Source organism: Microbacterium sp. A93 (assembly GCF_051842835.1).
The window spans coordinates 18,159-31,484 of record NZ_JBPXMT010000014.1 but is presented as its reverse complement, the minus strand read 5'-3'; the positions used below and the strand labels follow the sequence as shown (position 1 = coordinate 31,484).

Genomic DNA, 13,326 nt, shown 5'->3' with positions numbered 1-13,326 from the left:
AGACCATGCGCCTGGGCGTACTGGACATCGGCTCGAACACCGTCCACCTGCTGCTGGTGGACGCGCACCCCGGTGCGCGACCCTCCGCCTACGCGGACCACAAGCGCTCCCTGTCCCTGCTCAGCCACCAGGACGAGCAGGGCCGCATCAAGGCCTCCGGGCAGGACGCCCTGGTCACCTTCATCAAGGAGGCCGTCACGTTCGCGGTGGCCAACGGGGCCGAGGACCTGATCGCGTTCTGTACCTCCGCCATCCGGGAGTCCGGCAACGGCGCCGAGGTCTTGGCGCGGGTGACCCAGGAGACCTCGGTGCACCTCACCGAGCTCTCCGGCGACCAGGAGGCCGCGATGACGTACTTCGCGGTGCGCCGGTGGCAGGGCTGGGACGTGGGCTCCATCCTGAACTTCGACATCGGCGGCGGCTCCTTCGAGATCGCCTACGGCACGGATGAGCTGCCCAGCCACGCGGTGTCCATCCAGTTGGGCGCCGGCCGGCTGACGCGTGACTGGCTGGAGGCGGACCCGCCCACACCGAAGTCCACCAAGAAGCTGCGCAAGCACATCCGCTCCATCCTCTCCGGGACGGCTGCCGGGTTCCCGCCGATGACCGGGCCCGTGCTCGTCACCGGCACCTCGAAGACCTTCCGCTCCCTGGCCCGCATCACCGGGGCCGCCCCGCTGGCCGCGGGGCCCTTCGTCAAACGCCATCTGCGGCGCGAGGACCTGACGCTGTGGGTGAACCGGATGGCCGCCATGACCGCGAGGGAACGCGCCGGACTGCCCGGGGTCTCCGAGGTGCGGGCCGCCCAGATGCTCGCCGGCGGCATGGTGGCGGAGGCCGCCATGGAACAGTTCGGGGTGGAGCAGCTGGAGATCTGTCCATGGGCGCTGCGTGAGGGGCTGATCATGCGTAGGCTGGACGCACTGATCCAGGAGGGTCTCCTGGGGCGGGACTCCATCCCGGGGGTGGGGAATGTGGCCCTGAACCCGGATCCGATGCTTCCGGGATTCTCCGTGGGGGTGACGAGTGACTGAACACAGCGAACAGATACCCGGCGAACAGGAGCCCAGCGGGCCCTGGGGCGGCGCCGCCGCAGACCGTGACCGGCGCCCGGCACGGGTGCGGGAAGGCGCCGCGGCCACCCTCGGGGGCACCGCGTATCCTGCCCTGGGTCCCGGCCGACTGGCGGCCGCACTGGAACCGGGCCGGGCCGGCGTCGGGACCGGTTCCGGGGCGGGGACCGATACGGTCAACGACCGTCCCTCGATGGACCTGGAACCACGGCAGATCCCGGTGACCCTGTCCTCCTCCTCGGTGTTCCCGCTGGGCACCCAGGACGTGTTCGCCATGGCCGCCGACCTCGGCTATGACGGCGTGGAGGTCATGGTCACCCACAACTCCTGGTCCCAGGACGCGGTGAAGCTGAACCGGCTCGCGGACCAGCACCAGATGCCGATCCACTCGATCCACGCCCCCACCCTGCTGTTCACCCAGCAGGTCTGGGGCTCGGCCTGGAACAAGATCGCCAAGAGCGCCGATCTGGCCCGCGAGGTCGGTGCCGAGGTGGTGGTGGCCCACCCGCCGTTTCGCTGGCAGGGCAACTACGCCTCGGGCTTCGCCGAGGGCATCCAGGAGATCATGGACGCCACGGGCGTGATGATCTGCGTGGAGAACATGTACCCGTGGCGGGCCGGCGGCCGTGAGGCCAAGATGTACCTGCCCCACTGGGACCCCATCTCCCAGGGGTACGAGCACGTGATCTGGGACTTCTCCCACGCCGCGATCGCCCAGATGGACTCGCTCCACGCCTTCGAGGCCTTGGGGGACCGGCTGAAGCATGTCCACCTCACGGACGGCACCGCCAACGGCAAGGACGAGCACATGCTGCCCGGGGACGGCGACCAGCCCGTGGCCGCCTGCATCGAATACCTCGGGGAGACGGGCTGGGACGGGGCCGTCTGCGTGGAGGTGGGCACCCGCAAGGCCAAATACGCGGGGGAACGCGAGGAGATGCTGATCTACTCGCTCGAGTTCGCCCGGAACCACCTCGCCGCCGGGGCCGCCCGTGCGGCCGAGGCAGCCGAAAGGAACACCACCGCATGAAGAACGCACCGGCCCTCGCCCTGCTCGGACTCGGAAACATGAGCGGTGCCATCCTCGCCGGGATGCTCGCCGCCGGGACGGACCGTGGATCGGTGTGCGCCACCGGCCACTCCGCCGCCAACGCCCGTCAGCGGGAGGACCGCTACGGGGTCACCGTGACCGCCACGGAGACCAATCCGGAGGCCAACCGCAACGCGGCAGCCGGAGCCGACGTGGTGGTGCTGGGCGTCAAACCGAAGGACATCCTGACCCTGTGCCGGGAGATCGCCGGCGCCCTGCGCCCCGGCACCGTGGTGGTGTCCGTGGCGGCCGGCATCCCGCTGGCGGCCATGGAGGCCAACCTGCCGGCCGAGCAGCCGGTGGTGCGGACCATGCCGAACACGCCGCTGACCGTGGGGATGGGCGCGGTCGGGATGGCCGGCGGTGCCGCCGCCACGCAAGAGCACCTGGACCAGGCCGCCGCGCTCTTCGCCGGCTCCGGCACCGTGCACCGCGTGGCGGAGGAGCAGATCGACGCGGTGGCCGCGGTCTCGGGCTCCGGGCCCGCCTACGCCTTCCTGCTCGCCGAGCTGATGGCCGCCGGCGGGGTGGAGATGGGCCTGGACGAGGATCTGGCGAAGGACCTGGCCCGGGCCACGGTGGCCGGCGCGGGGAGGATGCTGGCCGAGCCGGACGTGGACCCGGCGCAACTGCGCCGGGCCGTCACCAGCCCGAATGGCACCACGGAGGCGGCTGTGGACTCGTTCCTCGACGCCGATCTGGCCGGGATCATCGCCCGTGGCATGCAGGCCTCCGCCGACCGCGGCCGGGCGATCAGCGAGGAGTTCGGCGGCTCCTGACCCTCCTCAGGGGCGGGCGGCGAAGCGTTCCAGCAGGTCCGTGTGGCCGGAGACGATCAGCGTGTCCCGGGGGCCCACCATGGTCTCAGGCTGGGCATAGGTGAAGTCCTCGCCCGGGGTCTTCACGCCCACCACCGTCACGCCGTACTTGGCGCGGACGTCCGACTCGGCCAGGGTGAAGCCCACCGCCTCGGTGGGCGGGTACATCTTGACGATCGCGAAGTCATCGTCGAACTCGATGAAGTCCAGCATCCGCCCGCCCACCAGGTGGGCGGCGCGTACTCCGGCATCGTGCTCGGGGAAGATCACATGGTGCGCGCCGATGCGGCGCAGGATCTTGCCGTGGGCCGGGGTGATGGCCTTGACCCAGATGTGGTCCACGCCCAGGTCCACCAGGTTCACGGTGATCAGCACGGAGGACTCGATCGAGGTGCCGACGCCCACCACGGCGGTGGCGAACTCCTGTGCGCCGAGCTGGCGCAGCGCCTCGAGGTCGGTGGCGTCGGCCTCCACCACGTGGGTCAGCACGCCGGAGAACTTCTGCACCAGGGCCCGGTCACGCTCGATAGCCATGACCTCACGGCCCTGGTCCACGAGTTGCTCGCCCACGGCGGCACCGAACCGGCCGAGGCCGACCAGCAACACCGGAGCGTGGGGATCCGGACGGTTCTCAGCCAATGATCGGCCTCTCCTCGGGGTACCGGAACAGGTTCTGCCGCTGACGCAGGGCCAACGCGGACGCGAAGGTGATCGTACCAACACGGCCGGCGAACATCAGGGCGGTCAGCACGTACTTGCCGGAGGGCGGCAGCTCTGCGGTGAGCCCCGTGGTCAGCCCGCAGGTGCCGAAGGCACTGAGAACCTCGAACAGGGGGCGCTGCAGGGACTCGTCGCTGAGGGCCACGAGCGCCATGGTGCCGGTCAGTACGAGCGTGGCACCGAGCGCGAGCACGGAGATGGCCACGCGCACGGATTCGGGGGCGATGGTGCGCCCGTGGGCCGTGACCTCACGGTCACCGCGCGCCTCGGCCACGATCGCCAGGAACATCACGGCCAGGGTGGTGACCTTGATGCCGCCGGCCGTGGAGGCCGAGCCGCCGCCCACGAACATCAGGGCATCGGTCAGCAACAGGGTCTCCGGAGACTGCGCGTTGATGTCATAGAGGGCGAACCCGCCGGAGCGGGACATCACCGAGCCGAACAGTGAGTACTGGATCCGCTCGGCCACGCCGAACTGGCCCAGGGTGGCCTGGTTGGACCACTCGAACACCCCGATCATCAGGGCGCCCCCGAGCACGAGGGCCACGGTGGTGGTGACCGTCAGCTTGGTGTGCAGGTTCCACCGGGACCACCGCCACCGTTGTTTCAGCAGCACCATGACCACGGGGAAGCCCAGGGCCCCGGCGAAGACACCGGCCATCAGCGTCCAGAGGATCCAGGGGTCGTGCATGACGGGGGCCAGCCCGTCCGGGTGGATCGTGAATCCGGCGTTGTTGAAGGCGGACACCGAGTAGAAGACCCCGTTCCAGAGCCCCTCGGAGAGGGAGCCGGTGTGGGCCATGAACCGGGGGATCAGCACCACGGCCAGCGCCCCCTCGAACAGGAACGTGGTGCCCACCACCACGCGCAGCAGGGCGCCGACCTCACCGATCCTGCCGGTGGTCATACCCTCCTGCGTGATCAGCTTGGAGCGCACGCCGAGCCGTTTGGACACGGCCAGCGTCAGCAGGGCGGCCATGGACAGGATTCCCAACCCGCCGATCTGCATCGCCACCAGGATGATCAGCTGGCCGGCGAAGCTCCAGTGCTCGGCGGTGTTCACCGGGGTCAGCCCGGTCACGGACACGGCGGAGGTGGCCACGAACAGGGCGTCGTGGAACGCGGTGATCCGCCCGGTCCGGGAGGCCAGCGGCAGGGACAGCAACGCGGTGAAGACCAGGATCACCAGAGCGAAGGCGAGCAGGGCCGCCCGGGCCGGAGACGCGCCGGCCACGGTGGAGACGAAGCCCCGCAGACGGTTCAGGACCGCGCGGACCCCGGTTGGCTCCGTGCCGGGGGAGAGGGGCCCGACGCGCGGGATGAGGCTCCGTCGTGCCGCGGACGGCGGGCGGCGCAGGGGAGCGGACGACGGCGTGGGGATCCGTCCCCGGGATCGCCGCCGGGGCCGTGGGCCGGGGGTGCGCTGGTGCCGGGTCATGCGGTTGCCTCACGTTCCTTCCCTCGCGGTGACGGCGGTTGTGCCCCCTGGATGCCGTCTGCCCTGACCGGTCCCCATCATCCACCATCGGCGGCCCCCGGCGTTGAGCAGGGCCGCGCGGTGGGTGGAGGACTCCGCGAATCGGGGACCATGACGTCATGCACTGCCCGCGGGGACCGAAGGAAGCATAGTCTGGGCGGTGATGACCACCACACTTCATGGATCCCTCGGTGACGCGCCCAGCGCCGAGGCGGGCCCACAGGGCGACTCCGCCGTTGTCTGGGACGAGTCCCTGCTGCAGTACAGGTTCAGTGATGCCCATCCGATGGCACCCGTGCGGCTGGACCTGACATACCGGCTGTCCGAGGCCTTCGGCCTGTTCGAGCGTTCGGGGGTGCGGCTGATCCGACCGGAGGTGGCCTCGGACGAACTGCTGGCCACCGTGCACGATCCCGAGTACATCCGTGCCGTCCGAGCCGTCAGCACCGGGGAGCGTCCCGCCGACCTGGAGAGGGGACTGGGCACGGAGGACAACCCCGTCTTCCCGCACATCCACGAGGCCTCCGCACGGATCCTCGGGGGGGCGGTGGCCGCTGCCCAGGCCCTCTGGACCGGGGAGGTGCGGCACGCCGTGAACTTCGCCGGCGGCCTGCACCACGCAGGCCGGGGCAAGGCCAGCGGGTTCTGTATCTACAATGACTGCGCCGCCGCCATCCAGCGGCTGCTGGACCTGGGCGCCGAACGGGTGGCGTACGTGGATCTGGACGCCCACCACGGCGACGGCGTCGAGTCCATCTTCTGGGATGATCCGCGGGTGTTGACGATCTCCGTGCATGAGACGGGCATCTCGCTGTTCCCGGGCACGGGCTTCGCCAACGATGCCGGAGGCCCGCAGGCCCTCGGCTCGGCCGTCAATGTGGCGTTGCCCCCGGGCACAGGTGACGCAGGCTACCTCCGGGCGGTGCACGCCGTGGTCCCGCAGCTGCTGGCGGCCTTCCGACCGGAGGCGCTCGTGACCCAGCACGGCTGTGACGGGCATGCCGACGATCCGCTGACCAATCTGAGGATGTCCGTCGAGGGCCAGCGGCAGCTCGCCCTGGACGCCGCGGACTGGGCCCGGGACTACGCCGGGGACCGGTGGCTGGCCACTGGGGGCGGCGGCTACAGCCCCTTCTCGGTGGTGCCCCGGACCTGGACCCATCTGGTGGCCGCGGTGACCGGTCAACCGCTGAAGGGCGGTGCCGTGATTCCGGCGGCCTGGCGCGAGTACGCCGCCCGGGCGGCCGGCTTCGGGCCCGAGGAGGGCCTGGACGGGATCCCCACCGTCATGTCCGACGGGGTGGATGTCTGGTGGCGCTCCTGGGAGGTCGGCTACGACCCCTCGGATGCGGTGGACCAGACGATCATGGCGACGCGCAAGGAAATCTTTCCCTATCATGGGCTCGATCCCTGGTTCGACTAACACGCCGCTGTATGCTCAGGGGGTGTGCCTCCCGTGACGGGAGTGTGCTGAGTGTTCGATAGGATGTCCGAGGATGCCACGCCTGGCGCGGCAGACGTAGAGTGCCGCCAGATGAGCCAGGGCAGTGGAAAAGGGGAACGCAAGTGGTAGATGCCGGTAATTTCGCCGACACGCGCTTCATGACGGTCACGGAAGTGGCCGAGATGATGCGGGTCTCCCGCATGACCGTGTATCGGATGATCCATGCAGGCGAACTCCCCGCCGTGCGCTTCGGCCGGTCCTACCGGGTTCCCGAATCCGCCGTAGAACAGATCCTGCAGACCGGGTCCACGGATTTCCGGGCTACCGGGACGGACGGCGGCAGCGCCTGACACAGCCGACCCACAGGTCGGCAGACGGTCCCGGTTCGTCGCCACACCCGCAGTCAGGGTAGGGTGTTAGGGATCGTTTTGACCACAGATCCACGGACCGGCAACGGGATGTCGTTGCCGGTTCACCAACCACATAAGAGGTCTCCCTATGGGTTCAGTCATCAAGAAGCGCCGCAAGCGTATGTCCAAGAAGAAGCACCGCAAACAACTTCGTAAAACGCGTCACCAGCGCCGCAACAAGAAGTAAGCACCCACGTACGAGGTGTCGAACGTCTCCGGGGTCCTTCCGCCGAAAGGTAGAAGGGCCCCGGAGGCGTTTAAGGCGGGGCCGTCTGGATCAGTCGATGGAGGCTGTCGTGCCGCGCACGCCTACCATGGAGCCGATGAGTGACTTCCAGCAACACCCCGTGCCCGGCCGCCCGGCCTCCGGTCCTGCGCCCCGCGTCGAACTCCTCGTCAAGGACGGCTGCCATCTCTGTGCGGACGCCGTGGCCGTGGTGGACGAGGTGTGCGGCCGGCACGGCGTCACGTGGCAGGCGGTGGACGTGGCCCGGCATCCAAAGTTGGCCGAGCGCCATGCGGAGGAGATCCCCGTGCTGATGGTGGACGGCGTCCAGCGGGACTTCTGGAGGATCGACCCCGCCCGGCTCGAGCGGCTGCTGACCGGGGGCCGCGCGTGACGGACACCGGCCGGGGCCCCGGGGCCGGACTCTCCCGCCCCACCGTCGCCAGGCTGCCCGGGTACCTGCGGGCGCTGTCCGCGCTGGCAGGCTCCGGCACGGTGCGGGTGTCCTCCGCCGAGCTCGCCCGGCTCACCGGGGCCAGTGCGGCGGTGTTGAGACGGGATCTGGCGGGGCTCGGGCACCTGGGCCGCCGCGGGGTGGGATACCCCGTGGCCACGCTCCAGCAGGCCATCAGCCAGGCTCTGGGGCTCGTGCAGGACCAGTCCGTGGTCCTGGTGGGGGCCGGGCACCTGGGCTCGGCGCTGGCCGGATACACAGGTTTCGAGGATCGTGGCCTGCGCCTCTGCGCGGTGCTCGACTCCGACCCCCGTCTCATCGGGCAACGGCGCGGCGCGGTGGTGGTGCAGCCCATCGACGAACTGGAGGACGCCGTCACGACCTCGCGGGCGCGGCTGGCCATCATGGCCGTGCCGACAGCCGCCGCGCAGTCCGTGGCGGACCGACTGGTGGCCGCCGGGATCCGCGGGCTGTTGAACTTCGCCCCCGTGGACCTGGTGGTGCCGGCGGGGGTGAGCGTGCGGGCGGTGGACCTGTCCACGGAGCTACAGATCCTCGCCTTCCATCAGGCCGAGTTGCGGCCGTAGCCGCAGTTGCAGTTGCAGTCGCAGTCGCAGGGGAGGCCCTAGCGGCGGCGCAGGGCCTTCTCCCACGCCTTGGCGCGGAGGTACTCGCTGGAGGGCTTCAGGTAGGCGAAGACGATCCCGGTGGCGCCCAGGATGACGTAGGTGAAGCCCGGGCCGAAGGCGCCGAACAGGGACAGCGCGGCGAGGATCGTGCCGAAGATCCGAGCGAGGTTGGAGCCGCGGCGGATGCCGGTGGCGATCAGCCAGTACAGCGCCACCAGGATGACGGTGAAGACGACGGAGACCACGCGGATCGTGGGCAGCAGGGATTCGATGTCCATGCCGACGGCGCCCGCGGCCTCCATCTGCTGCCGGTACGCGTCCATCATCTGCGGTGTGATCCCCATGGTGGGGGACATCAGCGAGATCATCTCGATGATCAGGAAGGCGATGCCGGCGGCGATGATCAGCCAGTACGAGCGGATGATGCTCCGGGGTCGTTCGATCGGCCCGAACGGCTGCTGGCCGGCATCCGGCTGCGGATAACCGGGGTGCTGCTGGGTCGGATACTGCTGGCCGGGGTGTGGCTGTCCGTAGGGCGACTGGCCATACGGGGACTGCCCCTGCTGCCCCTGGCCGTACGGGGACGGTTGGCCATACGGGGATTGAGCCTGCTGGGCCTGCGGCCCCTGCTGACCACGCTGACCCTGCTGGGCCTCGCGTGCCTGCCGGGCCTGTTCGAGGCGGGCCTGGTGCTCGGCCTGCTGCTCGGGCGTCAGGCGGATGCCGTACTGGGGGCGGTCGCCCGGTTCGTTGCCGGGTTGCTCGGGATGCTGGTCGCTCATGACGGGTCTTTCCTCCGGGGGCTCGGGCGTGCGGGGTGGCTCGGGTCCAACGCTAGCGTCCGATTCTGACAGTATGGTCCTATGCCTCTTGCCACCGTCCACCTCGTCCGTCACGGAGAAGTCCACAACCCGGACCGGGTGCTGTACGGTCGCATCCCCGGCTTCGGGCTCTCGAAGCTCGGACACCGCATGGCCTCGGACCTGGGCGACTGGTTCGCCGGCGAGGCCCGGGCCTCGGGGCGCGCCCCCGTGCTGCTCGTGTCCTCCTCGCTGCAGCGGGCCCGGGAGACCGCCGCGCCCCTGGCTCGTGCGCTGTCCCTCGAGCCCAGCGTGGATGACCACTTCCTGGAGGCCACCAACCACTTCGAGGGGGCTTCAAGGGTGTCCCGCCAGCTGTGGAAGCCACGGCACTGGCCCTTCCTGCTCAACCCCCTGCGCCCGTCCTGGGGTGAGCCCTACACCTCCCAGGTGGCGCGCATGGTCGAGGGGATCCACCAGGTGCGGCGCCAGGCGGTGGACCTCGGTGGCGAGGGGGCCGAGGCGATCATCGTCTCGCACCAGCTCCCCATCTGGGTGACGCGACTGTCCGCCGAGGGCCGGCCGCTGTGGCATGACCCGCGCCAGCGCGAGTGCACCCTCACCTCGGTCACCTCGCTGCACTTCGATCAGGAGGATGCCGCGCCGCGGGTGCAGTACCGCGAGCCCAACGAGGCTCTGCTGGCCCAGGCCTCCAACCTGCCCGGAGCCTGAGCCTGAGATCTTGAGCCCAGAATCCTGAGCCCTGCGCCGGGGCGGGGACGATTCCTCCCGCTTCTACTACAAGCGGTAGAATCCAATGGACGCCCAACCCCCAGTGGAGTATCACGACCTTGATGACCCTTCCGCAGCAGCCCCGCACATCGCGCAGCACCGGTGCAGCCGCCGGCCACGCCTTCGGTGCCCCCGGCCCCGCCTCCGGTGCCCCCGGCGCCGGGCCGAGCCGACGCCGCGTGCTCGCCGGCCTCGCTGGGCTGGCCGCGCTGCCGCTGCTGGCGGCATGCTCGCCGGAGGATCCGCTCGCCGCGCAGGCCGGCAACGCAGACGGTAAGAACTACATCGCCGGGGACGGCTCCGTGCTGGAGATCGCCCCGGAGGACCGGGGGGACCCCGTGCGGTTCACCTCCACCGCCTTCTCCGGCGAGGCGGTCGACTCCGCACACTGGGCCGGCAGCCCCGTGGTGCTGAACTTCTGGTACGCCGCCTGCGCCCCGTGCCGCGTGGAGGCCCCGGATCTGCAGTCGCTGTCTGAGGAGTGGGAGCCCGAGGGCGTCCGTTTCATGGGGGTCAATGTGCGGGACACCGCGGGCACCGCCGCGGCCTTCGAACGGAACTTCGGCATCACCTACCCCTCACTGGAGGACCGCGGGGGGCAGGTGCTGCTGGCCATGACGGACTTCGTCCCGCCGCAGGCCGTGCCCACCACCATCGTGCTGGACCGCCAGGGCCGGGTCTCCGCCCGCATCCTCGGCGTGGCCGAGCGGTCCACGCTCAGTTCTCTGATCTCCACGGCAGCGCAGGAGCCGGCGGATGAGTCTGCCGGCGGACAGGCCTGAGCCACCCCATGCTGCAGGCCACCGCCGGAACCATCGTCACCGCCGCCAACACCGCCGCCGCCAACACCGCCGCCGCCGTCAACACCGCCAATAACCCATTCGCCGAGATCGTCATGGACGGCTCGCTGCTGCTGGCCACACCCATCGCCCTGTTGGCGGGTCTGGTCTCCTTCCTCTCCCCGTGTGTGCTGCCGCTGGTGCCCGGTTACCTGGGCTACGTGACGGGCCTGACGGGGGCGGACCTCCAGGACCAGAAACGCGGCCGGATGCTGCTCGGCATCGCCCTGTTCGTGCTGGGCTTCTCCGCCGTGTTCGTGCTGGTGGGCATCGTGTTCTCCCAGATCACCATCTGGTTGCAGGGGGACGGCGAGTGGCTGACCCGGGTGCTCGGGGTGGTGGTGATGATCCTGGGCGTGGTGTTCATGGGCGGGTTCAACCTGATGCAACAGGACCACCGCCTGCACCTGACGCCGAAGGCCGGGCTGTGGGGCGCCCCCGTGCTCGGGGTGACCTTCGGCCTGGGCTGGGCGCCCTGTATCGGCCCCACCATGGCCGCCGTCCTGGCCATGTCCACCGCGGGCTCCACGAACCCCGGCAAGGGCGCGTTCCTGGCCTTCGTCTACTGCCTGGGCCTCGGCCTGCCGTTCCTGCTGATCGCCCTCGGACTGCGCCGCGGCATGGGCGCCATGAAGTTCTTCCGCACCCACCGCGTGACCGTGATGCGCGTGGGCGGCGGACTGCTGATCGTGCTCGGCGCGCTGATGGTCTCCGGGCTCTGGAACACCTGGGTGATCCAGCTGCAGACCTGGTTCGCCAATGAAGTGAGGTTGCCGATTTGAGCCAGGAAGACAACGTGAGGGCCACCCGCGTGGAGGAGGCCCAGTCAGACACGGCACCCTCCGGACCGGCCGGGCCGCCCACCCCCTCCGGCCCCCGCCAGAGGGGCGGCCGGGATGACGTGGCCGTACCCGCCCTGGGGTTCGCCGGCACCCTGCGTTTCATCTGGACGCAGCTGACGTCCATGCGCACGGCGCTGATGCTGTTGCTGCTGCTGGCGGTGGCCGCCGTGCCCGGCTCCCTGTTCCCGCAGCGGCCCGCCGGCCCGGAGATCGTCAACCAGTACCTCGAGGACAACCCGGTCCAGGGGCAATGGCTGGACCGGTTCCAGATGTTCGACGTCTACTCCTCCGTCTGGTTCTCCGCGATCTACCTCCTGCTGTTCGTCTCCCTGATCGGCTGCGTGTTCCCGCGCGCCGTCAAGCATGCCAAGGACCTGCGGGCCGCGCCACCGCGCACCCCGCGCCGGCTGTCCCGGCTGCCCGAGTACGGCAAGGTCGTCCTGGAGCCGACCGGGCCGTCCCCGGCGGAGGCGGTGGCTGAGGCGGCACGGATCCTGAAGAAGCGCGGCTACCGCACCGAGATCCGGCAGGAGCCCGACGGCGGCGCCTCCGTGGGTGCCGAGCGCGGCTATGTGCGGGAGATCGGCAACCTCCTGTTCCACTTCTCCCTGATCGGCGTCCTGGCCTTCATGGCCGTCGGCGGTCTGCTCAGCTACTCCGGGCAGAAGATCATCGTGGAGGGGGAGGGCTTCGCCAACACCCTGGTCGCCTACGACTCCTTCACCCCCGGCAGCGCCTTCTCCGAGGATCGGCTGGCCCCGTTCTCCATGACCCTGGACGGCTTCGAGGCGGAGTTCGACCGCGAGTCCGAGACCCACTACGGCCAGCCGTTGGACTTCACCGCCCACATGACGGTCCAGGACGGCACCGACGCCGAGCCGGAGCAACAGGATCTGAAGGTCAACCACCCCTTCAACATCGGTGGCACCCGCGTGTACCTGGTGGGCAACGGTTACGCTCCGGAGCTCACGGTGCGGGACGGCGACGGGGACATCGCCTTCGAGGGGCCGGTGGTGGCGCAGGTCCAGGACCAGCTCTACACCTCCCTGATGGTGATCAAGGCCCCGGACGCCCAGCCCGATCAGCTCGGCTTCGTGGGCTTCTTCCTGCCCGCGGCCTACACGGGGGAGGACGGGGTGGCCGTCTCGGTGGATCCGGAACTGTACAACCCCGAGCTCAACCTGAACTCCTACTACGGGGACCTCGGCCTGGACAGCGGCGAACCGCAGAACGTCTACGTGCTGGACACCGCGGACCTGAGCGAGCTGAACAACCGCAACCTCGAGGCCGGCGGCATCACGCTGCAGCCGGGGGAATCCTACGACCTGCCCGAGGGCAAGGGCTCCATCAGCTTCGACGGCGTGAAACGCTACGTGGGCCTGGACATCCACTACGACCCGGGTAAGTGGGGCGTGGGCTTCTTCTCCGTCCTCGCGCTCGTCTCGCTGGTGGTCAGCCTGTTCGTGCGCCGCCGCCGCGCGTGGGTCCGTAGCGCCACCGGGCCGGACGGGTCCACCATGGTGGAGTACGGACTGCTCGCCCGGGGCGAGGACTTCGGGCTCCGCGAGGAGAACGTGAGCCTGCGGCGTCAGTTCGAGAAGACCTGGCCCGTGGTGGCCCCCGAGACCGAGAAAACCACATCCACCGCTTCAACCACTTCTTCGACCACTTCTTCAACCACTGCGTCAAACACGCCGAATCGACCGGAGTAA

The 13,326-nt window shown here is 69.9% G+C and carries 15 protein-coding genes; 12 read left to right on the top strand and 3 right to left on the bottom strand.

Annotated features, from left to right (window positions below; genetic code table 11):
* The first annotated feature begins 5 nt into the window (after positions 1 to 5).
* From ACSU1G_RS28665 to proC, 3 genes are all read left to right on the top strand, one after another.
* The gene (locus ACSU1G_RS28665) at positions 6 to 1,034 is read left to right on the top strand and encodes a Ppx/GppA phosphatase family protein (protein WP_439284069.1); all 1,029 of its coding nucleotides are present in this window, start codon (positions 6 to 8) and stop codon (positions 1,032 to 1,034) included.
* Between the two features lie 232 nt (positions 1,035 to 1,266).
* Entirely contained in the window at positions 1,267 to 2,103 is an 837-nt protein-coding gene (locus ACSU1G_RS28660; RefSeq protein ID WP_439284356.1) for a sugar phosphate isomerase/epimerase family protein, read from the top strand.
* Positions 2,100 to 2,942 carry a pyrroline-5-carboxylate reductase gene (proC, locus tag ACSU1G_RS28655; RefSeq protein WP_439284067.1) on the top strand — a complete coding sequence of 281 codons (843 nt, stop codon included), beginning with the start codon at positions 2,100 to 2,102 and terminating at the stop codon, positions 2,940 to 2,942. Before ACSU1G_RS28660 ends, proC begins: the two co-directional genes overlap by 4 nt.
* A 6-nt stretch (positions 2,943 to 2,948) precedes the next feature.
* On the opposite strand, the gene ACSU1G_RS28650 is transcribed toward proC, so the two are convergent.
* Both ACSU1G_RS28650 and ACSU1G_RS28645 read right to left on the bottom strand, forming a co-directional pair.
* Positions 2,949 to 3,620 (bottom strand): potassium channel family protein, encoded by a 672-nt coding sequence (locus ACSU1G_RS28650; protein ID WP_439284065.1) that lies wholly within the window; start codon positions 3,618 to 3,620, stop codon positions 2,949 to 2,951.
* Complete coding sequence (locus ACSU1G_RS28645) at positions 3,613 to 5,139, bottom strand: TrkH family potassium uptake protein (RefSeq protein ID WP_439284063.1); 1,527 nt, start codon at positions 5,137 to 5,139, stop codon at positions 3,613 to 3,615. Before ACSU1G_RS28645 ends, ACSU1G_RS28650 begins: the two co-directional genes overlap by 8 nt.
* Before the next feature lie 202 nt (positions 5,140 to 5,341).
* On the opposite strand from ACSU1G_RS28645, the gene ACSU1G_RS28640 reads away from it, so the two are divergent.
* The 5 genes from ACSU1G_RS28640 (at position 5,342) to ACSU1G_RS28620 (ending at position 8,299) form a co-directional block, all read left to right on the top strand.
* Positions 5,342 to 6,601 (top strand): acetoin utilization protein AcuC, encoded by a 1,260-nt coding sequence (locus ACSU1G_RS28640; RefSeq protein ID WP_439284061.1) that lies wholly within the window; start codon positions 5,342 to 5,344, stop codon positions 6,599 to 6,601.
* 179 nt (positions 6,602 to 6,780) lie between these two features.
* Entirely contained in the window at positions 6,781 to 6,972 is a 192-nt protein-coding gene (locus ACSU1G_RS28635) for a helix-turn-helix domain-containing protein (RefSeq protein WP_439284059.1), read from the top strand.
* A gap of 148 nt (positions 6,973 to 7,120) precedes the next feature.
* The gene (locus ACSU1G_RS28630) at positions 7,121 to 7,219 is read left to right on the top strand and encodes a 30S ribosomal protein bS22 (protein ID WP_009882927.1); all 99 of its coding nucleotides are present in this window, start codon (positions 7,121 to 7,123) and stop codon (positions 7,217 to 7,219) included.
* 136 nt (positions 7,220 to 7,355) lie between these two features.
* Entirely contained in the window at positions 7,356 to 7,652 is a 297-nt protein-coding gene (locus tag ACSU1G_RS28625; RefSeq protein ID WP_439284056.1) for a glutaredoxin family protein, read from the top strand.
* Positions 7,649 to 8,299: a redox-sensing transcriptional repressor Rex gene (locus tag ACSU1G_RS28620; RefSeq protein ID WP_439284054.1), complete on the top strand. Its 651-nt coding sequence runs from the start codon at positions 7,649 to 7,651 to the stop codon at positions 8,297 to 8,299. The genes ACSU1G_RS28625 and ACSU1G_RS28620 overlap by 4 nt, the downstream gene beginning before the upstream one ends.
* Positions 8,300 to 8,337: 38 nt before the next feature.
* Here ACSU1G_RS28620 and ACSU1G_RS28615 read toward each other — a convergent pair whose 3' ends face one another.
* Entirely contained in the window at positions 8,338 to 9,123 is a 786-nt protein-coding gene (locus ACSU1G_RS28615; RefSeq protein ID WP_439284052.1) for a hypothetical protein, read from the bottom strand.
* 81 nt (positions 9,124 to 9,204) lie between these two features.
* On the opposite strand from ACSU1G_RS28615, the gene ACSU1G_RS28610 reads away from it, so the two are divergent.
* From ACSU1G_RS28610 to resB, 4 genes are all read left to right on the top strand, one after another.
* Entirely contained in the window at positions 9,205 to 9,873 is a 669-nt protein-coding gene (locus tag ACSU1G_RS28610; RefSeq protein ID WP_439284050.1) for a histidine phosphatase family protein, read from the top strand.
* A gap of 239 nt (positions 9,874 to 10,112) precedes the next feature.
* Entirely contained in the window at positions 10,113 to 10,715 is a 603-nt protein-coding gene (locus tag ACSU1G_RS28605; protein WP_439284354.1) for a TlpA family protein disulfide reductase, read from the top strand.
* 113 nt (positions 10,716 to 10,828) lie between these two features.
* Positions 10,829 to 11,554 (top strand): cytochrome c biogenesis CcdA family protein, encoded by a 726-nt coding sequence (locus ACSU1G_RS28600; protein ID WP_439284352.1) that lies wholly within the window; start codon positions 10,829 to 10,831, stop codon positions 11,552 to 11,554.
* A 119-nt stretch (positions 11,555 to 11,673) separates the two neighbouring features.
* The gene (gene resB / locus ACSU1G_RS28595) at positions 11,674 to 13,326 is read left to right on the top strand and encodes a cytochrome c biogenesis protein ResB (protein WP_439284350.1); all 1,653 of its coding nucleotides are present in this window, start codon (positions 11,674 to 11,676) and stop codon (positions 13,324 to 13,326) included.